Here is a 24285-nt window from a genome sequence, read left to right on the forward strand (position 1 = left end):
GCGGTTGGAAGTCGCGCCTGCATGCCCCATATAGGGCGCATAGCACAGATTGTGAGGAGTTTTCATTGTCCTGGACCGACGAACGTATCGACCAGCTCAAGGCGATGTGGGAAAAGGGCCTGACCGCGAGCCAGATCGCGGACGAACTGGGCGGCGTCAGCCGTAACGCGGTGATCGGCAAGGCGCATCGCCTTGGCCTGCAGTCGCGCCCGTCCCCGGTGAAGGCCAACGAGGCGCCCAAGAAGGCCGCGCCCGCCCGCAAGCCGGCAGCCCCTGCCCCGGAAGCCGAAGCGCCCCGCGCTGCCGCGCCCGTGGCCGCCCCGCCGCCGCCGCCGCGTCCGGCCCCGGTCGCCGCACCGGCTGCGCCTGCCGCACCGGCTGCTGCCGCTGCCCCCAGCGACGCGCCTGCCGCGCCGCAGCCGCGCATCGTGTCGGTCGGCCCCGGCGGCTTCCTGCGCCAGGGCCCCGGTGACCAGCAGGCGCCGATCCCGCCGGCGCCGCCGCGCCGTCTGGTGCCCGCCAAGCCGAGCGCCGAAATTGCCGGCAAGACCAGCCTGCTCGACCTGACCGAGCGGATCTGCAAGTGGCCGATGGGCCATCCGGGCGAGCCGGACTTCCATTTCTGCGGCGAAGCGGTGAACCCTGGCTTCCCCTATTGCGTGGAACATTGCGGCCGCGCCTATCAGGCGCAGTTGCCGCGCGGCACGCGCCGCCCGCCCCCGCCGCTGCCCTTTGGCGGCCCGCGGGTCCGCTGAGCGAAACGAGACAAGGAAGGCCGCCCCACCGGGCGGCCTTTTCTTTTGCCCCTATTTACCGACCAGTTGCGGATTTTCCGCCTTCCAGACCATCGCGGCATGGATGCGCCGTTCGACGCTGGGATGGTCGTAGAACAGGATTTCCTCCAGCCGCGAGGGCGATGAGGCGCGATATTCGATCGTCTTGACCAGCGCCTTGGCAAGGCCATCGGGCTCATGCGCGACCTTGAGCGAGAAACGGTCGGCGGCATTCTCGTCATAGCGGCTGATGCTGTTCATCAGCGGCACCAGGAATATCCCGACCACCGCCGCCACCGCCCAGGCGACTGGCATATGCGCCGGATCGCTGATCGCGCTTCCCGCGCCGAACCAGCGCGCCGCAACCGGATAGAGCCGGTCGACCAGGAAGAAGAGCAGCATCGCCAGCAGGCTCATGCCGCCCGCCAGCCACAGCACATGATGTTCGGCATAATGGCCCATTTCATGGCCCACCACGCCGCGCACCTCGGCCAGGTCGGCGCCGCGCTTGAACATGGTGTCGCTCATCGCCACCCGCGCCGTGCCGAACAGGCCGGAGACATTGGCGGTATAGCGTTCGGACTGCTTCGACCCGTCATAGATATAGATTTTGTCGCCCGGCACGCCGGCACGATGGGCCAGTTCGACCACCGCATCGCGGGTCGGCCCGGCGGGCGCTGGCGTATAGTTATTGAACAGCGGCTCGATCGCCACCGGCGCGATCACCACCATCAGGATGATGCCCAGCACGACCACCAGCCCCGACCAGGCCCACCACCAGCGCGGCGTGCGGCGCATCAGCGCATAGATGGCGACCGCCAGCAGCGCCACCAACGGAATGCTGATCGCGCCCGACAATATGTCCTCGCCCAGCCAGCCGCCAAAACCCTGACTGGTCAGCCCATAGCTGCGCTCGCGCGCCCAATTGGCATAGATGGACCAGGGCAGTTCGATCAGCCAGTCGAGCAGGAAGAAGAGCAAGGCGGACAGGAACACCGCCAGATTGGGGCGCCGCACATGCACCCGCCGCCCCAACCGCACCAGCAGGCCGCTGCGCCAGATCAGCGCCATGGCGACCAGTGTCACCAGCATGCCCCACAGGAGCAGCCAATGCCCGCCCTGGGTATAGGCGATCGCCCGTTCATGCTGGGCCGGCGACAGCGTCGCCAGATAGGCGGCGGTCGCCGCATCGGGGTTGAAACCTGCCGCCATATTCTCGACCTCCCGCCATATCCTGTCGGCGGAAAGCTATGTCGGGCGCGGGATCAGGTAAAGATCACAAGAGGAAAGGGCCGGAACATCGTCCCGGCCCCTTCATTGCGGCGGATCAGAAGCGGAAGCTGGCGGTCGCCATCAGGCTCTGATTGTCGAACTTGTCGCCACGGTTGATGCTGGTGCCGCCGGATGGCGTGATGATGAAGGGGTTGGTCGCGGGCGCGCTGCCCTGCCCCACATCGACGCGATAGTCGCCCGTGTTATAACGGGTCCAAAGATAGCGCGCGCCGATCGAGAAATTCTGCGCGACCTTCGCCTCAATGCCGCCGCCCATGGTGTAGCCCCAGGCATCTTCCTTGCGGTCATATTCGGCGAAGCTGTTGGCGGTGTTGCTGGTGTCGAAATGATTCTTCACCTTCGCATAGGCCAGGCCGCCAGTGATATAGGGCATGAACCCGCCATCGGTGCTATAGCCCAGCCGCGCGCGCAGATTGGCGTTCCAGCCGATCCGCCGGGTCATGGTATAGCTGGCCGGCGTGCTCGAATATTCGGTCACGCTGTCGCTGACATAGGCCTTACCCGCTTCGCCGACGATGCCCGCGACGATATTGCCGAACTGCCGGTCATAGCCGACATGGCCCATCCACCCGATCGCATCCTTGTCGCCATTGCAGCCGCTGGCCGGCGTCGCGCCCCGTGCCGAACCGCCGCAGGTGCCGGGCGAAAAGGCATTGGCCCCGGCCGCTGTGGTGACGACATTGTCATAATTGCCGTCCCCGTCCGTGTCGAAGCGCAGATGTTCGCCGCCATCGCCCTTCGACCAGTTATAGCCGAAGGAACCGCCGACATAGGGGCCGGTCCAGTCGACCTTGCCGCTGTCCTGCTGCGCCATTGCCGGCGTCGCCAGGGCGAGCGCCAGCGTGGCGCCGATCGGCGCAAAATGCTTGAATGTCATGAATTTCTCCAGCCTGACCTTGGGAATATACCCTGATGGAGGCAACGGACCGGACGGCCGATTTGTTGCACCACGGCTTGTAACAATTGATTGCTGACGATCGCGTGCGCGCAGCGCTTGCGCCCGACGCCCGGCTGCCTATAGCTTGGCGGAATGTCCGAAGACCTGTTCGCCTCCGCCCAGTCCACCACCTCGCCGGGCTATGACGCCTCCACCATCGAAGTGCTCGAAGGGCTGGAGCCGGTCCGGCGGCGTCCGGGCATGTATATTGGCGGCATCGACGAGCGCGCCTTTCACCATCTCGCCTCCGAAGTGCTCGACAACAGCATGGACGAAGCGGTGGCCGGTCATGCCACCCGGATCGAGATCAGCCTGGAACCGGGCAACAAGCTGACCATCACCGACAATGGTCGCGGCATTCCGGTGGATGACCACCCCAAATTCCCCGGCAAGTCGGCGCTGGAAGTCATCCTCACCACGCTCCATTCGGGCGGCAAGTTCGAGGGCAAGGCCTATGCCACCTCGGGCGGCCTGCATGGCGTCGGCATCAGCGTCGTCAACGCCCTGTCGATCAGGACGGTGGTCGAAGTCGCACGCAACAAGGAACTGTTCCGCCAGAGCTTCAGCCAAGGCCTGCCCACCAGCGGCCTGGAAAAGGTTGGCGCCGCCCCCAACCGGCGCGGCACCGCGGTCAGCTTCATCCCCGACAGCGAGATTTTCGGCGAGCAGAAGTTCAAGCCGGCCAAGCTCTATCGCCTCGCCCGGTCCAAGGCCTATCTGTTCGCCGGGGTCGAGATACGCTGGAAATGCGCGCCCGAACTGATCGGTGACGACACCCCGCCCGAAGCGGTGTTCCAGTTCCCCGGCGGCCTGGCCGATCATCTGAAAGAGCAACTGGGCGACCGCGAATGCGCCACCACCCAATTCTTCTCGGGCAATCAGGATTTTCCGGGCGAAGCCGGCCGGGTCGAATGGGCGGTCGCCTGGCCGCTCTGGTCCGACGGCAGCTATAGCTGGTATTGCAACACCATCCCGACCCCCGATGGCGGTACCCATGAAAACGGCCTGCGCGCCGCGCTGGTGAAGGGCATCCGCGCCTTTGGCGAACTGGTGGGGCAGAAGAAGGCGAAGGACATCACCGCCGATGACATCATGACGTCATCGGAAATCATGCTGTCGGTCTTCATCCGCGATCCCCAGTTCCAGAGCCAGACCAAGGATCGTCTGACCAGCCCCGACGCCGCGCGTCTGGTCGAAAATGCCGTGCGCGACCATTTCGACCATTTCCTGACCGACCATATGGACCGGGGCAAGGCGCTGCTCGCCTATGTCATCGACCGCATGGACGAGCGGCTGAAGCGCAAGCAGGAAAAGGAGGTCAAGCGCAAGACCGCCACCAGCGCGCGCAAGCTGCGCCTGCCCGGCAAGCTCACAGATTGTTCGAACGATGACCCGGAAGGTGCTGAAATCTTTCTGGTCGAAGGCGACTCGGCCGGCGGATCGGCCAAGCAGGCCCGCGACCGCAAGACGCAGGCGATCCTGCCCCTGCGCGGCAAGATCCTCAACGTCGCCTCAGCAAACACCGCCAAGATATTGGCAAACCAGGAAATTGCTGACATGATCCTGGCGCTGGGCTGCGGCACGCGCAAGGATTGCAACCCCGACAATCTGCGCTACGAACGCATCGTCATCATGACCGATGCCGATGTCGACGGCGCCCATATCGCCACCCTGCTGATGACCTTCTTCTTCCAGGAAATGCCCGAGCTGGTGCGGCGCGGCCATCTCTATCTGGCGCAACCTCCGCTCTATCGCCTGACCGCCGGCGGCAAGAGCCTCTATGCGATGGACGATGCCCAGCGCGAGGCGATGCTGGCCAAGGAGTTCAAGGGCAAGAAGGTCGAGATCAGCCGCTTCAAGGGGCTGGGCGAGATGAACCCGATGCAGCTGCGCGAAACCACCATGGACCACAAGACCCGCAGCCTGATCCGCATCACCCTGCCCGACGATATCGAGGACCGGCAGCAGGTGCGCGATCTGGTCGAGCGGCTGATGGGCACCAACCCGGCCCATCGCTTCGCCTTCATCCAGGAAAATGCGGCGGCGGTCGATGAGGAAGCGATTGACGCATGAGGCTGCTGGCGGCCGCGCTTGTCCTCATCGGGATGGCGCTGCTGCCGGGCCGCGCCATGGCTGATCCTGCCCCTGCCTTTCGCGCGCGCGCCACGCAACTGGTGGCCATCCTCGCCGGCCCCGGCAACGAAGCCGACTTCTTCTCCCCCGTCTTCATCGACGCGATCCCGGTCGACCGCTGGCGCGCGCTCGCCGCCGACCTGCGCCGGCAGCATGGCCGTCCGATCGCGCTTGGCGCCGTCACCCAGCAAAGCGCAACCGCCGGGCAGATGGAGGTCCGCTACGAACGGGCGATCGTCGCCATCACGCTGGTGATCGCCCCCGACCCGCCCAACCGCGTCGTCGGCCTGCGCATCATCGGCAGCCGCCAGGCCGATGACAGTATGGCCGCGGTGCTGCGCGACATTGCCGCCCTGCCCGGTCGCAGCAGCTTCGCCATCGCCCGGCTGACCGATGCCGGTCCCGTCCTGCTCCAGTCGCACCGTCCCAACCAGCCGATGGCCACCGGCTCCTCCTTCAAGTTGACCGTGCTGGCCGAACTGGCGCGTGCGGTGCAGGCCGGTGAGCGGCGCTGGAGCGATGTCATGCCGCTCGGCCCGAAAAGCTTTTCCGGCCGGCTGATGGCATGGCCCGATCATGCGCCGATGACGCTGTACAGCCTGGCGACCGCGATGATCGCCGAAAGTGACAATAGCGCGTCGGACACGTTGCTGCTGGGCCTCGGCCGCGACAAGGTCGATGCCATGCGCCAACGCTTCGGCATCGCCGATCCCCGCAGCCTGCCGATGCTGACCACGGCAGAGGCCTTTGCCCTGAAGATGCCGGCCAATGCCGAACTGCGCCGCCGCTATGAGGCCGGGACCATCGCCGATCGCCGCGCCCTGCTGCGGGATGCCGCCGCCCGGCTGACCGCCGCCCATGTCGATGTCGGCACCGTGTCGGAAAATCCGGTGGCGATCGAAACGCTCGAATGGTTCGCCAGCCCGCAGGAGGAAATCGCCCAGCTCGACTGGCTGCGCCGCAACGGCGGCGACGCCCTCTCGATCATGGCGGTCAATCCGGGCATCGCCCCCGCCAACGCGAAACGCTGGCGCTATTTCGGCTATAAGGGCGGCAGCGAACCCGGCGTCATTGCCATGAACTTCCTGGTGCAGGCGCAGGACGGCCAATATTACGCGGTCAGCGGCGCCTGGAACGATCCGGTCGCCCGCGTCGACGAAGGCCGCTTCGTCATGCTGATGACGCGCGCGCTCAACCTGCTCGCCGACTGATCGCCCGGTCCGGCGCCTGTCCTACACGCCGCCGATCCTCTATACATGCCCGATGGGACATGGACGACGCTCGCAACAATCCATCACCAGTTGGACATTTAATGTCAAAATGCGCGGGAAATATGCGAAGTTAAGCGGACCAAATCCTATTTTCCTGCCCCCGCCGGGTCAGGCCGTGAGCGCCTCGACCAGCGCCTTGACCTTCTTCTGGCGCCATTGCGGCAACGGCGCGATCAGCCAGTAGCTGAGCATTGTCGGCAGGGCATCGCCCACCTTGCGCACCCGTCCATTCTCGATATCCGCCTGCGCCAGCAACAGCGGCACACTCGCCCGGCCAAAGCCGTTCGCCGCCGCCTCGATCGCAAGGCCCGCATCCGCGACCCGGATCGCGGCCGGCAGGTCGCCCGAGGGGCAGCCGGGCCATTCGATCCGCTGCTCCGGCCCGCCCGCCGCCGCTTCCACGGTAACGAAGGCGGTTTCGCCGATCTTGATGCCCTCATGCTCGCCCGCGCCATCGGTCAGGCGCAGCGCCAGGTCCAGATTGGCTTCGGTAAAGTCCAGCGCCTCGTCGGCGGCGACCAAGGAGAAGGTCAGGCCAGGCTGGCTCGCGGCATAGGCGGCCAGGCGCGGCTGCAGCCATTTGGCGGTGATGTCGCGCGGCGCCGCGATCGTCAGCGACGAACTGGACTGGCCCGCCTGCATCGCCCGTACCGCTTCCTCGAACTCCAGGAAACCGGCGCGCAGCGCTTCAAGGCCCGCTTCGGTCTCGGGCGTCAGCTCCAGCCCCTTGGGCGTGCGGCGAAACAGCACCACGCCCAGCATATCCTCCAGCGCGCGGATCTGCTGGCCGACCGCCGCCGGCGTAACCGCCAGTTCGTCGGCCGCGCGGGTGAAGGACAGGTGACGCGCGGCGGCATCCAGCACGCGCAGGCCGTTGAGCGGCAAATGGGTCCGCTTCATTCGGCCACCGCCGGCGCGATCAGCGCGAAATGGGGAATGGTCACCTCGAACGTCTCGCCATCGGAACCGATCATCGTATAGGCGCCGCGCATCGACCCCGTCGCCGTGTTGAGCGGGTAGCCCGACACATAGTCATAGCTTTTGCCCGGTTGCACCACCGGCTGTTCCCCGATCACGCCTTCACCCTCCAATTCCTGCTGAATGCCCCGCCCATCGGTGATGATCCAGTGACGGCTCAGCAGTTGCACCGGCTGTTCGCCCTGATTTTCGATCCGGATATGATAGGCCCAGAACCAGCGCCCCCGGTCCGGCTCCGACTGTTCGGGCAGGAAAGTCACGGCGACATGGACGATGATGTCCCGCGTCGTCGCGTGCAGGGGGAACAATGCGTTCATATTTCCCGCATGCGCCTCCCTGCCCGGTTCCGTCAACGCCCTATCGTCTTGAGCGCCTGGTCGAAGTCCGCGATCACATCGTCCGGATCTTCCAGGCCGACGTTCAGGCGCAGCATATCCTCGGTGATGCCGACTTCAAGTCGCGCCTCTTCGGCCATGCCGAAATGGGTGGTCGATGCCGGATGGGTCATCAGCGAGCGCGAATCGCCGATATTGTTGCTGATGTCGACCAGTTCCAGCGCATTGAGCAGGCCATGCGCCTCGGCCCGGCCACCGCCGGTATAGATGGAAAAGATCGGCCCGGCCGCTTCCATCTGCCGCATCGCCAGCGCATGCTGCGGATGGCTCTCCAGCCCCGGATAATTGACCTTGGGCAGGCGGGTTTCGAGGAATTGCGCAACCTTGAGCGCATTCTCGCTCTGGCGGCGAATGCGCAGGTCCAGCGTCTCCAGCCCCTTCAACACCACCCAGGCGTTGAACGCGCTGAGCGTCGGGCCGGTGTTGCGGTGGAAGGGCAGCAGCACATTGTCGATCCAGTCGCGGCTGCCACAGATGGCGCCGGCCAGCACGCGGCCCTGCCCGTCCATCATCTTGGTCGCGCTGTAGGCGACGACATCGGCGCCGAACTCCATCGGCCGCTGCAATGCGGGCGAGGCGAAGGCATTGTCGACAACGGTGGTGATGCCGCGTGCCCTGGCGATCGCGCAGACGGCGGCGATGTCGACCACGTCCATGGTCGGGTTGGCCGGCGTCTCGAAGAAGAAGACCTTGGTATTGGGCTGTGCCGCCGCTTCCCAGGCCGCAACGTCGCTGCCGTCGATCGTCGTCGTCGCGATGCCGAACTTGGGCAGCAGCGTGTCGACCAGCCAGCGGCAGGAACCAAAGGCCGCCTTGGCCGCGACGACATGGTCGCCGGCCGACAGCTGGCACAGCAGGGCAGCGGTCATGGCCGCCATGCCGGTCGCGGTCGCGCGGCAGGCTTCGGCGCCTTCCAGCAGGGCGATGCGCTGCTCCAGCATCTCGACGGTCGGGTTCTGCAGCCGGCTATAGGTCATGCCCTGCTGTTCGCCGGCGAAGCGCGCAGCGGCATCCTCGGCCCGGTCGTAGCAATAGCCGCTGGACAGGAACAGGGCCTCAGACGTCTCGCCATATTCGGTGCGCGCGGTGCCGCCCCGGATGGCCAGCGTCGCCGGCTTCCAGTTCTTGGTGATCTCAGGGTTCTGCCCGCTCTTCCGCTTCATATCGCCTTCCGCATATCCGTCGTGACGCGCGGCGTTTCGCCGCCCAATATCTGTGCCATCTGGCTCATGTCGCCATTACCGCCCGAGAGGATAACCGCAACCTTCTTGCCGCGCATCTGCTCCTTTTCCTGGATCAACGCAGCCAGCGCCACCGCACCGGCGCCCTCGGCCAGATTATGGGTGTCCTGCCAGTAGATGCGGATGGCGTCCGCCACCTCGTCATCGGTGACGCCGACGAAGCGGTCGGCCCGCGGCCCAAAATAGTCGAGCGCAGCCTGAACCGGGGTGCAGACGGCGACGCCATCGGCAAAGGTATAGGCGGTCGGGCTGGTCAGCAATTGCCCTGCCTCGAACGAGCGCTTGGCCGCATCGACATGGGCGGACACGACGCCGACGACCTTGGTCTTGAGGCCCAGCGCATCACGCGCCGCGATCGTGGCGCACAGGCCCGATCCGCAACCGACGGGGACATAGACGGTGTCGAGGTCCGGCACCGCATCGAACAGTTCCAGCCCATAGCTGGCGACACCGCGCACCAGTTGCGCATGATAGGCCGGGACCATGAACAGCCCCTGCTCGGCGGCCAGGCGCACAGCCTCCGCCTTGGCACTGTCGAAATCATGGCCATGCTCGATCAGGGTGGCACCGAATGCCCGCATCGCGGCATTCTTCTCCAGCGCATTGCCATGGGGAACGACGATCGTCGCCTGCAACCCGGCGGCGCGGGCCGCGCGCACCTGCGCCTGGCCATGATTGCCGCGGGTCGCAGTGATGATGCCTGTCACCTCGGGATGGGTGCGGCGCAGCCAGTCGATATAGGTGATGGCGCCACGCACCTTGAAGGCGCCGGTCGGCGTATGGTTCTCATGCTTGACCCAGGTTTCAACGCCGATCCGCCCGGCCAGCAGCGGCCAGGCATATTGCGGGGTCGGCGGCACCTGGTCATGAACCATGGCGGCGGCGGCACGAAGGCTGGGCAGGGAAAAGTCGTCCATGCCGCTGCCTAGCTGGCGCGTGGAAGAGCCGACAGGACCGATATGCGCGAATTGGCCCCCTAGGTGGTGTGGACTCTAAGGATTCCCATTTACGGAGAAGTCTGATTCAAGGCTGTCTTTTGGAGGCGGTTTTGGGTGTGATGGATCGATTGGTGCTGAGCGATGCGTCGTGGGAGCGGATGGCGCCGCTGATCATCGGGCGCCCTGAACAGAAGGGTTCGACGGGCCGGGACAATCGGATGTTCGTTGAGGCTGTGCTCTGGATCGTGCGGACGGGTTCCCCCTGGCGTGACCTTCCCGAAGTGTTTGGGGACTGGAACAGCGTTTTCCGGCGTTTCAGCCGATGGAGCGCGAAGGGTGTATGGTGGCGGATATTCGAGGCGATGTCCGATGATCCGGACTTCGAATATCTGATCGTCGATTCTACCGTGGTTCGTGCCCATCAACATGCGGCAGGGGCCAAAAAAGGGGGACTGAAGATCAAGCCATTGGCCGTTCCCGCGGTGGCCTGAGTACCAAGATCCACCTTGCGGTTCGCGGGCTGGGCTGCCCGGTCCGGTTCGCTCTCACCGCGGGTCATCGCGGCGATGTGCAGCAGGCCGCGCCGCTGATCGATGGACTGCCAGCCAAGGTGATCATGGCCGATACCGCCTACGATGCCGATCACTTCCGTCAGGCCATCGCCGCAAAGGGTGCTGTCGCTGTCATTCCCAGCAACCCGTCGCGCGCTCGCAAACATCCCCTCGACAAGCATCTCTACGCCCAGCGCCATCTCGTTGAATGCTGCTTCAGCAAACTCAAGCAGTTCCGGCGTGTCGCCACACGATTCGAGAAAACCGCTCGAAACTATCTCGCTGTCGTCACTCTCGCCGCTACCGTCCTATGGCTCAGGTAAGTGTCCACACCGCCTAGGAGCCTGATCGTTTGAGGCGGAAGCGCCTTGCGCTTCCACCGATAGCGTGAATCAGGCTCTATTCTTGGATGCTAGACCTTGATTCACGCTTCAGGCAGATTCAGCCTGAAGCGATCAAGGTCTAGGCGGCCCTCCGCACCCTACCCTCGATCAGCGGATGCAGATGCGCTTCTTCCCACTCCATATGGTCATAGAGGGAATCCTGCAGCGCCAGCGTCGCCCGCTTGTAATTGCCCCAGTCGGCGGCGATCTGGGCCGGGGTCCATTGCTTGATATGGTCGCTGTAGCGCAGGAACAGGGCCACCATGGTACGGCCATGCTGATGCACGACCGGCTCGGCCTCCATCGCCAGCGGCCCCTGGCGCAAGCCTCGCGCCAACATGTCCTCACGCCCCATATGGTCGCGGAACAGCTGAGCGAAGCGAATGCGCCAGCGGGTCAGAAGTGCCATGTCGCGAACGTCATCGTCCATCATGCTGGCAAAATCCCGCATCATGCCCCGCAGGACATGATGGTCTTCAATCAGTTCAGTCGGCATTTGCGTCCCCATTCACCGCTCATATCGACCGGAAACGAAGAAACTTTACGTTCGCGTCACGCAAATGCGACGAACCGAAGTCGGATCAGAGCGCCGCGAGGACCGCGTCGCCCATCTCCACCGTGTTCATCGTGCCGCCCAGATCCGGCGAACGCGCGCCGTCGGCGAGCGCCTTGGCCACCGCCGCCTCGATCCGGTCGGCCGGCTCGGGCAGGTTCAGCGAATAACGCAGCATCATCGCCGCCGACAGGATGGTCGCCAGCGGATTGGCCTTGCCCTGGCCAGCAATGTCGGGCGCCGAACCGTGGATCGGTTCATAAAGGCCCTGGCCGCTGCCGTTCAGCGTCGCCGATGCCAGCATGCCGATCGAGCCGACGCACATGCTCGCCTGATCCGACAGGATATCGCCGAACATGTTGCCGGTGACGATGACATCGAACTGGCCGGGATTGCGGACCAGCTGCATCGCGGCATTGTCGACATACATGTGGGTCAAGGCGACGTCGGGATATTCGGCCGACACCTCGATCACCACGTCGCGCCACAGCTGGCTGGTTTCCAGCACATTGGCCTTGTCGACCGAGCAGAGCTTGCCGCGACGGGCACGGGCCGCCTGGAAGCCGGCATGGGCGATGCGGCGCACCTCGGCCTCGTTATAGGACATGATGTCATAGCCTTCGCGCAGGCCATCAGTGGTGGTGCGCATGCCCTTTTCGCCGAAATAGACGTCGCCATTGGTCTCGCGCACGATCAGCAGGTCGATCGAGCCGGCCACTTCGGGCTTCAGCGCGCTTTCATGCGCCAGTTCGGGAAAGACCTTGGCCGGGCGCAGGTTCGAGAACAGGCCCAGTTCCTTGCGCAGGCCCAGGATCGCCTGCTCCGGACGCAGATGGCGTTCCAGCGAGTCGCAGTCGGGATCACCGACCGCGCCGAATAGGATGGCGTCGGCGCGCTTGGCGATGTCCAGCGTCTCGGGCGGCAGCGGATGGCCGACCGCCTTATAGGCCGAACCGCCAACCAGCCCCTCTTCATAGGTGAGGCCGTCGATCGCCAGCGCATCAAGCACGCGCTTCGCCTGCGTGACGATCTCGGGGCCGATACCATCTCCAGGGAACAGGGCGATCAACATGGGAAACCTCTTTCTAAATCTCTGCCGGCACGGTTCCGCGAAAGAAAATGGCCGCCGCTGCCCGGCGGGCGAACGGAGAATGCGGAAACGGCGCGCCCGCCCTTGCAAAAACTGCGCGCGTTACGCAACCGCTCTTTTCAGCCGGTCGACCAGTCTTTCACGCGCGGCCAGCACATCGGCCCGCCTTTCGGTCAGCACCGACCGCTCCAGGAAGAAGCCGGTCAGGCGCAATCCATCCATGATCTGCGGCCAGTCTCCGGCCCCGCCCTGCAACAGGAAAGGCGGCAGCGGCAGCAGGCGCGCCTCATAGCCCTCCGCCCCGGCCCGGCTGACTGCCGCCGCGCTGCGCGGGCTGACAAAGGCCAGGTCGTCGGCAGTTCCGGTGGCGGCGCAACGGCTCAGATCAAGGCCGAAACCCAGCTCCGCCAGCAACAGCAATTCGTAGCGGACCAAAGCCGCCGCCCAGCCGCGCGCCGCCGGCGCCGCCTCGACTGCGCCAAGCACGCCGTCCAGCGCCTCGTAGAGCGTCGGATAGGGCGTTCCCTCCGGCAAAGCGGCTGCCGTCAGCGCGCAGGCCCAGTCGATCGCTGCGGCCGGCAATGGCTCGCCCAGCAGCGGCGCGCGGCTATGCTCCAGTTCGATGGTCAGGCTCGCGAGCTGATCTTCGGTACGGACGCGAAACTCGGCCTTCACCGCATTGCCCGGCAGCAGCACCGGGCGCAGCGCCCGCGACCGCCCGCCGCGCACATAGCCCGCGACCAGGCCATGATCGGGCGTCAACAGCCGCGCGACCGCGCTATGTTCGCCATGGGCACGCAGCGCGCAGACGATACCGGATGTGATGAGGACGGGCATGGCGCCTTCCTATCGACGATCCGGCATCCGTGCCAAATCTAATGTTGCGGCTGCGCCTCGCCACGGGTGCGCCACAGCGACAGGCCGATACCTGCGCCCAGCACCCCGGCGGTCACCAGCAGGGAAAAGGCAGGCGGGATCTTCTCCAGCCCCAGTGCATCGGCCAGGAAGATCTTGGCACCGATGAAGATCAGCACCACCGACAGCGCATATTTGAGATAATGGAAGCGGTGGACCGCCGCCGCGAGCGCGAAATAGAGCGCACGCAGCCCCAGGATCGCGAAGATGTTGGAGGTATAGACCAGATAGGGATCGGTGGTGATGGCGAAGATCGCCGGCACCGAATCCACCGCGAAGATGACATCGGCAATCTCGATCATCACCAGCGCCAGGAACAGCGGCGTCGCATGGAGCAGCGGCTTGCCGCCCGGCTCGGCCGGCTGGCGCACGAAGAAATGGTCGCCCTCCACCCGGTCGGTCACGCGCATGTGACGGCGCAGGAAACCGAGCAGCCGGTTGCCCTCCATCGTCTGTTCCTTGCTGACCGTCCACAACATGCGGATGCCGGTAAAGATCAGGATCGCCGCGAAGAAATAGAGCGCCCAGGAGACATTCTGGACCAGCGCCGCACCCAGACCGATCATGATCGCGCGCAGGACGATCACGCCGATGATGCCCCAGAACAGCACCTCATGCTGATAGCGGCGCGGCACATGAAAGAAGGAGAAGATCATCGCGATGACGAAGACATTGTCGAGCGCGAGCGATTTTTCGACGACGAAACCGGTGAGATAGGCGACCGCCGCCTCCTGCCCCATCTGCCAGGCGATCCAGCCGCCAAAGGCAAGGCCGATGGCGATGTAGAAACCGGCCAGCTTCACGCTCTCGCGCACGCCGATCTCGCGCTGCTTGCGATGCAGCACGCCCAGATCCAGCGCCAGCAATGCGATGATGATCGTCAGGAAGAGCGCCCACATCCAGATGGGCTTGTCGAGAAAGTCGGTCGTCAGGAAATCCATGATGGGTCCGTGCTGCAAAGATGCAGGTCAAGCGGACGGCATGGCTCCCGGTTCCCTCAGCGGGAATATGTCGGAAAGCGGCAATCGAACAGCAATGATCAGTGGCCCGGCGCAGGTCAGGCTGCACCGGGCCATTGATGATCAGCCCGGCATCATCGTGCCGGTATCGATGAAGCGCTGGTGCCAGGCGAAGGCCTCGGCCGGCAGCATCGGCGACTGCAGGCCATAGCTGCCCTGCATCGCCCGCCTGAAATAATCCTTCAGCATCGGACGATAATCGGGATGGGCGCAATTGTTGATGATCAGTTCGGCCCGCTGGCGCGGCGCCAGCCCGCGCAGGTCGGCCAGCCCCTGTTCGGTGACGATCACCTGCACGTCCTGATTGATATGGTCGACATGGCTGGCATGCGGCACGATCGCCGAAATCTTGCCCTGCTTGGCGGTCGAGGGCGTCATGAAGATCGACAGATAGGCGTTACGAGCAAAGTCGCCCGATCCACCGATGCCGTTCTGGATACGCGATCCCATGACATGGGTTGAGTTCACATTGCCATAGATATCCGCCTCGATGAGGCCGTTCATGGCGATACAGCCCAGGCGGCGAACCAGCTCGGGATGGTTGCTGATTTCCTGCGGGCGCAGGATCATCTTGTTGCGGAAACGGGCCATGTCGGCATTGAGCCGCGCCGCCGCCTCGGGGCTGAGCGAGAAGGCGGTGGCGCTCGCCATGCGCAGCTTGCCGGATTCCAGCAGGTCGAGCATGCCGTCCTGAATGACCTCCGTGTAGGAGACCATATTGTCGAACGGCGCGTCGATCAGGCCGGTCAGCACGGCATTGGCGATATTGCCGACGCCCGACTGGAGCGGCAGCAGCGACGCCGGGATGCGGCCCATCTTCACTTCATGACCCAGAAATTCGAGCAGATGGCCGGCAATCGCCCGCGCACTGTCATCGGGCGGGGTGAAGGGCGCGTTGCGATCGGGCGAGTCGGTTTCGACCACCGCCAGCACCTTGGCGGGATCGACGCGGAAATAGGGTTCGCCGATGCGATCGTCCGCGCGGGTCAGTGGGATCGGCACGCGGCTGGGCGGCAGCGCGGTGCCGTAATAAATGTCATGCATCCCTTCGAGCGCGGCATTCTGCCAGCTATTGACCTCCAGGATGATGCCCTTGGCACGATCGAGCCAGGTCTTGTTGTTGCCGACCGAAGCGGACGGGATCAGCAGGCCGTCGGGGGTGATGCCGGTCACTTCGACCACGGCGACATCCAGTTCGCCCAAAAAGCCCTGCCACGCCATCGGCGCGACCTGGCTCAGATGCATGTCGAAATATTGCATCTCGCCGCGGTTGATCCGCTCGCGGGCGATCGGATCGCTATTATAGGGAAGACGAAATTCGACGCCGTCGGCCTTCGCGAGCGCACCGTCCAGTTCCGGCCCGGTCGACGCGCCGGTCCACACCTTCACCCGGAACGGATCGCCGGCCGAATGGGCGGCGGTGATTCGGTCGGCGAGGGCCAGAGGAACTGCCTTGGGATAGCCTGATCCGGTGAAGCCGCTCATGCCCACGGTCATGCCGTCGGCAATCAGGGCAGCTGCGTCCTGCGCGCTGCGTCTTTTTGCCGCGAACCCTGCATGACCGATACGATCCGATGCCATCCTCTCGTCTCCATTAAATGTCTGACTGGCGTCCCTGCGCCGGCGCTTAGGTCTGGCTTTTCCGTTCTCCGCACAATAGGGATTCCCGGCACAATATCTGTGCAGGACATGTTCAAATGAGCGACCTGCTTCTTTCGATCCGCACCTTCATACGGCTATGTGAAAAGCCCAGTTTCACGCGCGTCGCCGCCGAAATGCATGCGAGCCACACCACCATAGCGCGACGGCTCGATCAGGTGGAAGCCCATTTTGGCACCGTGCTGTTTCATCGCACCACGCGCCGGCTGGTCCCGACGCCCGAAGCCGACCAGTTGCTGGTCCATGCCCGCACGCTGGTCGACGCGCTGGAAGTGGCCGAACAGGAATTGCGCCCGGTCCAGGGCGATGTCAGCGGCACGGTGCGGATCGGCGTCACCACTGCGCTGGGCCTCTATTATCTGGGCCTGCTGAGCCTGTTGAGCGATCAGCATCCCGGCCTGCGGATCGACATGGCGATGACCGACTGGCAGCGCGATCTGGTCCAAGACCGGCTCGATCTGGCCCTGCGTGTGGGCCCGGTCGGGGACGATATGCTGGTCGTCCATCGGCTCGGTGCCCTGCCCCGCATGCTGGTCGCCCATCCCGACTATGTCGCGCGCCATGGCCTGCCAGCCAGCGCCGACGATCTGCCCAGCCATCGCTGTATCGCCTATGGCTATGGCGACCTGCCCGCCAAATGGACGGTTGACGGTCGCGACCAGTTGATCAGCGGCCCGTTCCGCAGCGACAATAGCGAGGCGGTGCATCGCGCCGCGCTCGCCGGCCTCGGCATCGCGATGCTGCCCGCCGTGCGGGTGGCGGACGATCTGGAGGCGGGGCGCCTCGTGCGCGTCCTCCCCGCCAGCCAGATCGACCCAATCGACATATTGGCGGTGCATCCCGCGCTGAAGCGCCTGCCCGCCCGCGCCCGGCTGGTGCTCGATTTCCTGAAGGCGAATTTCCCCGGCGACCCGCCCCAGCGCTAGGCGGCGCGCAGTTCCTCCAGCACGTTACGCACCGTTTCCTGCAATTCCTGCGAACGACTGGACAAGGCCGTCGCCGCCGCGTCGGTTTCACCCATGGCCGATTGCGCCTCCGCCAGCGCCAGGCTCAGCGCTTCGGCCTGGGACGCCGCTTCGGCGATATGGCGGGCCATTTCCTCGGTCGCGGCCGCGATCTCGCCAGTGGCGCGTATCTGTTCCGCCACATCATCGACGATGCCGGCGGTCGACCGGTCGATCGTGTCGGCCGATTGGGTCGCGACATCGATCGCGCCCGACACGCTGTCGGCCGCGCGCCGTATATCCTGCAGATAGATGTCGATCTGGCGGGTCGCCTCGGCCGTCTGCGCGGCCAGGCTCTTCATCTCCGATGCCACGACGGCAAAACCGCGCACTTCGCTGCCGCTGCGTGCCGCCTCGATCCCGGCATTGAGCGACAGGGTTCGGCTCTGCGCCGCGATCTGGGAAATCAGCGCGACGATCGAACTGGCGGAATCGACCGTCGCCGACAGCATGTCGACCTCCGGCGTCAGCGCACGGGTTGCCATCGCGCCACGCAACGCATTGTCGCGGGTGTGGCTGGCGCTGCCGCCCACGCCATTGATCGAAATGGCCAGCTTTTCCGTATCCTGCGCCACCGCGCGGACATCGCCATCGGCGCGGGCATGGGCCTTGCGCAATTCGGCCGAGCGCTGGGTCGTCCGATCGAGCAGATCGAACAGCCATTGCTTGCTGGCCGACAATTGCCCCGCCAGTTGGCCCAGATCGCCGACCACCGCGCCCAATCGCGCCTCCAGCGCATCGGCCACCAGCCGACGCCGCTCGCTTGCCTCTTCGGCCCGCCGCGCCGCCTCCTCGATCGCGCGCTGCCGGGTGGCAATCGTCTGCGCCCGCTCCAGTTCGGCCAGCGCTACCTCGGCCCGCTCCTTCGCCGCATCGGCTTCCTTGCGCAGACCTTCGCTCCGCTGCCGCTCCTCGGTCTGCAGGCGGATGGTCTGGGTCAGCAGCGACACGATCCACCACAGCATCAGGGTCTGGATCACCACGATCAGCGCATGCACCAATACACGCGGCAGATCGCCCTCGCTGGCGAACACCCAGGCGGGATAGCTATAGTTGAGGATGAGATGATGGAGCGCCGTCACGCCGGCCGCGACCAGCAACGCCCGCCGATCGAGCAGCACGGTCTGCGCTGCCAGCGCCGCAAAGAAGCCCATATGCATATCCATCTGCCAGCCATGGCCGCGCAGCAGGAAGACATAGAGCGCCGGGATCGCCACCGATGTCACCGCCAGCGTCATGCGCGCCGGCCCCGAAATATCGCGCCGCCGGACCATATGGGTCGGCAGCAACGCCAGCAGCGCGGCAGCCAGCGCGCCGATCTCCGCGTCGGGCGCCTTCAGCCACCAGCCGATCAGCATGAGCGCCGGCACATTCAGCCAGAATAGCCACATCAGCATGCGCGCGCCGGCCAGGCGGATGCTTTCCATCGGGCGTTCGACGTTCATGCCCGCCCTCCCTTGCCAGCGCAGAGGAAATCGGGCGCCGCCAGCAGCAATACGCCGCGCGCCAGCATCGGCCAGGCCAGGCGGTCGCGGTCGCCCCGCACCACCAATGCCCCCTCGAACTGCCCCTTGCCGACCGGGATCGCGCCGACTGCAATCAACCCCGCCGCCAATCCATGGCCGCTGGTCGTCGTCAGGGGAATGGCGAGCATGTCGCCCCGCGCCGGCGGCACGAAAACGCCCGCCACCATCATAAAACCGACTGTCGCCAATTGCGCAGCCGCAAGCCCCCACCTGTTCCCCACTCTTGTCTCCCCCGCCGATCGGCCGGAGAAACATCGCCAGCAATTGTTAACGCGACACTTATGAGCCAGCAAAAATCATTGCGTTATCGTCACATTTTTCAGCCGTGGAAATAATCATAGACCTGCTGGGCCACCGCGTTCGACACGCCGGGTGCGCGTTGCAGATCCTCCAGCGCCGCATCGCGCACCGCCCGCGCCGTGCCAAAATGCATCAAAAGCGCCTTTTTCCGGGCCGGGCCGATGCCAGGCACCTCGTCGAGCGACGACACGGTGATCGCCTTGCTGCGCTTCGCCCGATGCGCGCCGATGGCAAAGCGATGCGCTTCATCGCGCAGGCGCTGCATGTAGAAGAGCAGCGGATGGTTGATCGGAAAACTCACCTCCCGGCCATCCATCAGGTGGAAAACCTCGCGCCCGTCGCGGCCATGATGCGGCCCCTTGGCGATGCCGATCATGCAGACATCCTCGATGCCCATATCCTCCAGCATCGCCCGCGCCGCCGACAACTGCCCCTTGCCGCCGTCGATCAGCACCAGATCGGGCCATTCTCCGCCGTCGCGATCAGGGTCTTCGCGCGCCGCCCGGCCGAAGCGCCGCTCGAACATCTCGCGCATCATCGCGAAATCGTCGTTCGAGATGTCCGGGTTCTTCATGTTGAACTTGCGATAGGCGTTCTTGCGGAAGCCCTCCGGCCCGGCGACCACCATTGCCCCCAGCGCATGGGCGCCCTGGATATGGCTATTGTCGTAAATCTCGATCCGATCGGGCACGCCGTCCAGCCCGAAAGCCTCGACCATCTCGTCCAATATCTTGGCTTGGGTCGTCGTCTCGGCCAGACGTCGGTCGAGCGCCTCCACCGCGTTGCGCTGCGCCTGCTTGATAAGCCGCGTGCGCTCGCCGCGCTGGGGTACCTCGATCCGAACCTTGCTGCCCAGCCTTTCGCTCAGCGCCAGCCCCATCAGTTCGCATTCGGCCGGCTCGCGATCGGTCAGGATCAGCTTGGGCGGCGGCACTTCCTCGTAGAATTGCGCCATGAAGCTTTCCAGCACCTCTTCGGTCGCCACGTCATTGGTGTGGACCGGGAAGAAGCTGCGATGCCCCCAATTCTGGCCGCCGCGAATGAAGAAGGCCTGGATGCACATCGATCCGCCCTTCTCCGCCAGGGCGAAGATATCGGCGTCGCCCAGCCCCTCGGCGTTGATCGCCTGCGATCCCTGGATGAAGGTCAGCGCCTTAAGCCGGTCGCGGATCATCGCCGCCTGCTCGAAATCCAACGCCTCGGCCGCTGCCTCCATCGCCGCGCCCAGCTTCTGCTGCACGGCGGTCGACTTGCCACCCAGGAAATCCTGCGCGTCCTGCACCAGTTCAGCATAGCCGGCCGTGTCGATGCGATCGACGCAGGGCGCCGAGCAGCGCTTGATCTGGTACAGCAGGCAGGGCCGCGAGCGATTGGCGAAGAAGCTGTCGGTACAGGACCGCAGCAGGAACAGCTTTTGCAGCGCGTTGATCGTCCGCGTCACCGATCCAGCGCTGGCGAAGGGGCCATAATAGCGCCCCTTATATTTGCGCGCGCCGCGATGCTTCTGCACGCGGGGAAAGGCATGATCCTCGCGCAACAGGATGAAGGGGAAGCTTTTGTCGTCGCGCAGCAGGACATTATAGGGCGGGCGATAGCGCTTGATGAGCTGCGCCTCCAGCAGCAGCGCTTCCGCCTCGCTGTTGGTGGTGACGATGGTCATGCTGCGCGTCTGCGCTACCATGCGCCGCAGCCGGTTGGGCAGCCGGTCGACCTGGGTATAATTGGCGACCCGGTTCTTCAGCGCCCGCGCCTTGCCGACATAGAGGACATCGCCACGCGCATCCTGCATCCGATAAACGCCGGGCCGGGTCGGCAAGGTCTTGAGCGTCGTGCGGATCGCCTCCACCCCCGCATCGATATCGGGCTGGCTGCCGGTGACGGTATAGGTCGCCTTGTCTTCGTTGAAACGGTCGGGGGATTGCGGCTGCGACATGGCCGCAGAGATAGCGGCACCGGCGCGGATCGCAATGGCGGTGTGGAACAAAGGGCGGCCAACACCCCCATTCATGATTGCTATTCATGGCTGTTTTACCGAAAGCCGGCCTAATCAACAGCCTGTCGACTTCCTACATGGGGCATGCACAGGCCGTCCCACGGCCCGCGCCCATCCAAGAATAGCAGCGGAGGGGCATATCGGCCCTGCACACCGCAAACCTCAAGCAAAGGGATCCCCATGGCCACCAAAGCCTATGGCGCCAACGCCGCCGACAAGCCGCTCGAAGCCCTCGACATCGAACGCCGCGCCGTCGGTCCGCATGATGTCGCGATCGATATCGCCTATTGCGGCGTCTGCCATTCGGACCTGCACCAGGTCCGTTCCGAATGGGACGGCACCCTCTATCCCTGCGTTCCCGGCCATGAGATCGTCGGTCATGTGACCGCCGTTGGCGATCATGTCAGCGCCTTCAAGGTCGGCGACACGGTCGGCGTTGGCTGCATGGTCGACAGCTGCCAGGGCTGTCCCTCCTGCGACGATGGGCTGGAACAATATTGCGAGAGCGGCTTTGTCGGCACCTATAATGGCAAGACCGATGATGCGCCGGGCCACACGCTGGGCGGCTATTCGCAGAATATCGTGGTGAAGGACAAGTTCGTCCTGAAGATCAGCCACCCCGCCGATCAGCTCGCTGCCGTAGCGCCGCTGCTGTGCGCGGGCATCACCACCTATTCGCCGCTGCGCCACTGGAAGGTCGGCCCCGGCCAGAAGGTCGGCATCGTCGGAATCGGCGGCCTGGGCCATATGGGCATCAAGCTGGCCCATGCCATGGGCGCCAAGGTGGTCGCCTTCACCACCTCGGAATCCAAGCGCCAGGACGCGCTGGACCTGGGCGCGGACGAAGTCGTCGTCTCGCGCAATGCCGAAGAGATGCAGGCCCATGCCAACAGCTTCGACTTCATCCTGAACACGGTTGCGGCAAGCCATAATCTCGACGCCTTCACCACCCTGCTGAAGCGCGACGGGACGATGACGCTGGTCGGCGTGCCCGAACATGCCCACCCTTCGCCCAATGTCGGCGCGCTGATCTTCAAGCGCCGCAGCATCGCCGGCTCGCTGATCGGCGGCATCGCCGAGACCCAGGAGATGCTCGACTTCTGCGCCGAGAAGGGCATCGTCGCCGATATCGAGATGATCCGCATCCAGGACATCGAAGACGCCTATGCCCGCATGCAGAAGAGCGACGTCAAATATCGCTTCGTGATCGACAACGCCACGCTGGCGGCCTGATCGTATCAAGGAAGGGCGGCCGAAAGGTCGCCCTTTTCCCTATATGGCGCCACTTTGCCGCGATCGGCCGTGGCGTTCGCCAGCCGCCGCTCTATCCCGACCCGATGCTGGCCCTCCTTCCCTTCACCCCCGATCATTTCCCCACCCTGTCGGGCTGGTTTGGCAGCGACGCGGATGTCGTTCAGTGGGGCGGGCCCTATGTCCATTTCCCGCTGTCCGACGAACAGATGACGGCGATGCTGGACGAAGGCCGCAGCAATCCGCCCGCGCGCCTGTGCTGGATGGCGCAGGACGGCGATCGACTGGTCGGCCATGTCCAGATCGCCTTCGACTGGCGCAACGGCAATGCCACGCTGGGCCGGGTCGCGATCGCGCCCGATGCGCGGGGCCGGGGTCTGGCGGTGCCGATGCTGCGCCTTGCGCTCGCCAGCGCCTTTGCCTTCGACGCCGTCGAGCGGCTGGAACTCAATGTCTATGCCTGGAACCGCCCCGCCATCCGCAGCTATGAACGGCTGGGCTTCGTGACCGAAGGCGTCCGCCTGTCCTCCGTCCGGGTCGGCGATGCGCGATGGGATACCGCGATCATGCGAATGCTGCGATCCGAATGGACCGACGGCACGCCAGCCTGAACCCAAACAAAAAGGGCCGGCGCCTTTCGGTGCCGACCCTTTTGCTAATTCTGCCTGTTTCGATCAGGCGACCGGGCCAAGACCCTTGATCGCATCATCGACCAGCGCCTTGTCCGCCTTGGCATCATGGCCTTCGGCAATCAGGGCGGCGGCAGCGCCGGTAGCGGCCTTCACCGCCTTGGCACGAATATCGGCCAGTGCGCTGCGCTCAGCCGCACCGATCTTGTCTTCCGCCATCTTCTGGCGACGGGCGACCAGATCGGCAGCCTGCACCTTGGCATCGGACAGAAGCGTTTCGGCTTCATGCTCGGCCGACTTGCGCATGGCGTCGGCTTCGCCGGCCGCAGCGGCCAGCTTGGCTTCATATTCGCCCTTGAGCGCTTCGGCTTCGGCACGAAGCTTCGATGCTTCGGCCAGCTGTTCCTTGATCTGGGCGATCCGGCCATCCAGCACGCCGCCGATCAGGCTGGGCACCTTCTTGATCAGCAGGATGACGATGAACACCGCCATCGCCAGGCTGACCCAGGCGGTCGCGTCCATGCCGACCGCCTTGGGATCGGTATGCGGCGCGACGCCTTCATGCGCCACGGTGCCAACCGGCTCCATGCCTTCGGCGTGGATTGCCTGATTGAGGTGCGGGGCCTGCGCCTCGCTATGCTCTACTGCTGCCTCAGCCATGAGCCAGTGCCGCCTTTACTGCGTTGCGGGCCGCTTCGTCCGACGCTTCCACGCCGGAAATCCGGACGACCATGTCGCGCGCCGCATCGGCGGCGACGGTTTCAATCTGTGCCATGGCGGCATCCGTGGCGGTCTTGATCCGGGCTTCGGCAGCGCCGATCTTGTCCTGGATCTCCGCATCGGCGGCGGCCAGCTTCGCTTCCGAAGCCTTGGCGGCATCCGCCTTCGCCTTGGCCAGCGTCGCCTGGGCGGCGGTGCGGCTTTCGGCATCACGGACGCGATAGTCCGCTTCCGCTTCGTCGGCGCGGGCGAAGGCTGCCTTGGCAGCATCGAGATCACCCGAAATCTTCGCGTCGCGCGCGTCGGCCGTCGCCTGCACCTTGGGCACCATGCCGCGGCCGATGACGAAGAAGACGAAGCCGAACGTCAGCAGCAGCCAGAAGATCTGGGAAGCATAGGTATCGGCGATTTGCGCGATTTGAGGCATTTTTATCCGTCCGAAAAGGGGGCGGTCGTCAAGGGGCAGGCAGCCAGGCTGCCCGCCCCGTCGATCTTTAGGCCACGAAGACCAGGATCATGGCGATAACGAACGCCAGCAGACCCAGAAGTTCGGCGGCGGCGAAGCCGATGAACAGGCGACCCTGCTGGCCGTCAGCGGCACCCGGATTGCGCAGCGCGCCTTCGAGGAACGAGCTGAAGACGTTGCCCACACCGAGGGCGGCAATGCCCGCACCGATCGCGGCCAGGCCAGCACCGAGCAGCTTTGCGGCTTCTGCGTCCATGTTCTAAACTC

Annotated in this window: 24 protein-coding genes; 7 read left to right on the plus strand and 17 right to left on the minus strand. The window is 65.0% G+C overall.

Annotated elements, in window-relative coordinates:
* Positions 1-65 precede the first annotated feature (65 nt).
* The gene (locus HH800_RS10750; protein ID WP_037519632.1) at positions 66-755 is read left to right on the plus strand and encodes a GcrA family cell cycle regulator; all 690 of its coding nucleotides are present in this window, start codon (positions 66-68) and stop codon (positions 753-755) included.
* A 51-nt stretch (positions 756-806) separates the two neighbouring features.
* Here the strand turns inward: HH800_RS10750 and HH800_RS10755 are convergent, their stop codons facing one another.
* Positions 807-1985, minus strand: a complete 1179-nt coding sequence (locus tag HH800_RS10755) for a M48 family metalloprotease (RefSeq protein WP_169861050.1) — start codon at positions 1983-1985, stop codon at positions 807-809.
* A gap of 115 nt (positions 1986-2100) precedes the next feature.
* Positions 2101-2943: an outer membrane protein gene (locus tag HH800_RS10760; RefSeq protein WP_169861051.1), complete on the minus strand. Its 843-nt coding sequence runs from the start codon at positions 2941-2943 to the stop codon at positions 2101-2103.
* A 153-nt stretch (positions 2944-3096) separates the two neighbouring features.
* Here HH800_RS10760 and parE point away from each other — a divergent pair, with 153 nt between their 5' ends.
* Together parE and HH800_RS10770 are read left to right on the plus strand one after the other, a co-directional pair.
* Positions 3097-5076 carry a DNA topoisomerase IV subunit B gene (parE, locus tag HH800_RS10765; RefSeq protein ID WP_169861052.1) on the plus strand — a complete coding sequence of 660 codons (1980 nt, stop codon included), beginning with the start codon at positions 3097-3099 and terminating at the stop codon, positions 5074-5076.
* Entirely contained in the window at positions 5073-6347 is a 1275-nt protein-coding gene (locus HH800_RS10770) for a serine hydrolase (RefSeq protein WP_169861053.1), read from the plus strand. The genes parE and HH800_RS10770 overlap by 4 nt, the downstream gene beginning before the upstream one ends.
* A gap of 168 nt (positions 6348-6515) precedes the next feature.
* Here HH800_RS10770 and HH800_RS10775 read toward each other — a convergent pair whose 3' ends face one another.
* From HH800_RS10775 to HH800_RS10790, 4 genes are read right to left on the minus strand one after another with little or no spacing between them, the layout of a single operon-like run.
* Positions 6516-7307 (minus strand): LysR family transcriptional regulator, encoded by a 792-nt coding sequence (locus HH800_RS10775; RefSeq protein WP_004207374.1) that lies wholly within the window; start codon positions 7305-7307, stop codon positions 6516-6518.
* Positions 7304-7702, minus strand: a complete 399-nt coding sequence (apaG, locus tag HH800_RS10780) for a Co2+/Mg2+ efflux protein ApaG (RefSeq protein WP_169861054.1) — start codon at positions 7700-7702, stop codon at positions 7304-7306. Before apaG ends, HH800_RS10775 begins: the two co-directional genes overlap by 4 nt.
* A 32-nt stretch (positions 7703-7734) precedes the next feature.
* Entirely contained in the window at positions 7735-8943 is a 1209-nt protein-coding gene (locus HH800_RS10785) for a trans-sulfuration enzyme family protein (RefSeq protein ID WP_169861055.1), read from the minus strand.
* The gene (locus HH800_RS10790; protein WP_004207377.1) at positions 8940-9938 is read right to left on the minus strand and encodes a threonine dehydratase; all 999 of its coding nucleotides are present in this window, start codon (positions 9936-9938) and stop codon (positions 8940-8942) included. The genes HH800_RS10785 and HH800_RS10790 overlap by 4 nt, the downstream gene beginning before the upstream one ends.
* Before the next feature lie 140 nt (positions 9939-10078).
* On the opposite strand from HH800_RS10790, the gene HH800_RS10795 reads away from it, so the two are divergent.
* Positions 10079-10833, plus strand: a protein-coding gene (locus tag HH800_RS10795; RefSeq protein ID WP_235682087.1) for an IS5 family transposase whose coding sequence is annotated in 2 segments (ribosomal slippage) — positions 10079-10412 and positions 10412-10833 — 756 coding nt in all. Because the reading frame shifts where the segments join, the coding sequence is not laid out codon by codon here.
* Positions 10834-10972: 139 nt separating this feature from the next.
* Here HH800_RS10795 and HH800_RS10800 read toward each other — a convergent pair.
* The 5 genes from HH800_RS10800 to HH800_RS10820 all read right to left on the minus strand — a co-directional run bounded on the left by HH800_RS10800 (position 10973) and on the right by HH800_RS10820 (position 16051).
* On the minus strand, positions 10973-11389 hold the full coding sequence (locus tag HH800_RS10800; RefSeq protein WP_010337728.1) for a hypothetical protein: 417 nt from the start codon (positions 11387-11389) through the stop codon (positions 10973-10975).
* A gap of 85 nt (positions 11390-11474) precedes the next feature.
* Positions 11475-12518, minus strand: a complete 1044-nt coding sequence (gene leuB, locus HH800_RS10805) for a 3-isopropylmalate dehydrogenase (RefSeq protein ID WP_169861056.1) — start codon at positions 12516-12518, stop codon at positions 11475-11477.
* A gap of 120 nt (positions 12519-12638) precedes the next feature.
* A complete protein-coding gene (recO, locus tag HH800_RS10810) occupies positions 12639-13373 on the minus strand; it encodes a DNA repair protein RecO (RefSeq protein WP_169861057.1) in 735 nt (244 codons plus the stop codon).
* A gap of 38 nt (positions 13374-13411) precedes the next feature.
* Positions 13412-14392 carry a TerC family protein gene (locus tag HH800_RS10815; RefSeq protein ID WP_169861058.1) on the minus strand — a complete coding sequence of 327 codons (981 nt, stop codon included), beginning with the start codon at positions 14390-14392 and terminating at the stop codon, positions 13412-13414.
* Positions 14393-14533: 141 nt separating this feature from the next.
* Positions 14534-16051 (minus strand): acetyl-CoA hydrolase/transferase family protein, encoded by a 1518-nt coding sequence (locus HH800_RS10820; protein WP_069338457.1) that lies wholly within the window; start codon positions 16049-16051, stop codon positions 14534-14536.
* Positions 16052-16167: 116 nt separating this feature from the next.
* Here HH800_RS10820 and HH800_RS10825 point away from each other — a divergent pair, with 116 nt between their 5' ends.
* A complete protein-coding gene (locus HH800_RS10825) occupies positions 16168-17055 on the plus strand; it encodes a LysR substrate-binding domain-containing protein (RefSeq protein WP_169861059.1) in 888 nt (295 codons plus the stop codon).
* Here the strand turns inward: HH800_RS10825 and HH800_RS10830 are convergent.
* The 3 genes from HH800_RS10830 to uvrC form a co-directional block, all read right to left on the minus strand.
* Positions 17052-18578 (minus strand): methyl-accepting chemotaxis protein, encoded by a 1527-nt coding sequence (locus tag HH800_RS10830; protein ID WP_169861060.1) that lies wholly within the window; start codon positions 18576-18578, stop codon positions 17052-17054. The genes HH800_RS10825 and HH800_RS10830 overlap by 4 nt on opposite strands.
* Positions 18575-18829 carry a hypothetical protein gene (locus tag HH800_RS10835; RefSeq protein WP_235682088.1) on the minus strand — a complete coding sequence of 85 codons (255 nt, stop codon included), beginning with the start codon at positions 18827-18829 and terminating at the stop codon, positions 18575-18577. The genes HH800_RS10830 and HH800_RS10835 overlap by 4 nt, the downstream gene beginning before the upstream one ends.
* A 149-nt stretch (positions 18830-18978) precedes the next feature.
* Complete coding sequence (gene uvrC / locus HH800_RS10840) at positions 18979-20892, minus strand: excinuclease ABC subunit UvrC (RefSeq protein ID WP_169861061.1); 1914 nt, start codon at positions 20890-20892, stop codon at positions 18979-18981.
* 240 nt (positions 20893-21132) lie between these two features.
* Here uvrC and HH800_RS10845 point away from each other — a divergent pair, with 240 nt between their 5' ends.
* Together HH800_RS10845 and HH800_RS10850 are read left to right on the plus strand one after the other, a co-directional pair.
* Entirely contained in the window at positions 21133-22185 is a 1053-nt protein-coding gene (locus HH800_RS10845; protein ID WP_169861062.1) for an NAD(P)-dependent alcohol dehydrogenase, read from the plus strand.
* Positions 22186-22289: 104 nt separating this feature from the next.
* Positions 22290-22814: a GNAT family N-acetyltransferase gene (locus tag HH800_RS10850; RefSeq protein WP_169861063.1), complete on the plus strand. Its 525-nt coding sequence runs from the start codon at positions 22290-22292 to the stop codon at positions 22812-22814.
* Positions 22815-22877: 63 nt separating this feature from the next.
* Here the strand turns inward: HH800_RS10850 and HH800_RS10855 are convergent, their stop codons facing one another.
* From HH800_RS10855 to HH800_RS10865, 3 genes are all read right to left on the minus strand, one after another.
* Positions 22878-23492 (minus strand): ATP synthase subunit B, encoded by a 615-nt coding sequence (locus HH800_RS10855; RefSeq protein WP_004207390.1) that lies wholly within the window; start codon positions 23490-23492, stop codon positions 22878-22880.
* Entirely contained in the window at positions 23485-23979 is a 495-nt protein-coding gene (locus tag HH800_RS10860; RefSeq protein WP_004207391.1) for a hypothetical protein, read from the minus strand. Before HH800_RS10860 ends, HH800_RS10855 begins: the two co-directional genes overlap by 8 nt.
* A gap of 67 nt (positions 23980-24046) precedes the next feature.
* Positions 24047-24274, minus strand: a complete 228-nt coding sequence (locus HH800_RS10865) for a F0F1 ATP synthase subunit C (RefSeq protein ID WP_004207392.1) — start codon at positions 24272-24274, stop codon at positions 24047-24049.
* Positions 24275-24285 lie beyond the last annotated feature (11 nt).

It is taken from the genome of Sphingobium yanoikuyae (assembly GCF_013001025.1).
In the GTDB taxonomy this organism is placed as follows: Bacteria; Pseudomonadota; Alphaproteobacteria; order Sphingomonadales; family Sphingomonadaceae; genus Sphingobium; species Sphingobium yanoikuyae_A.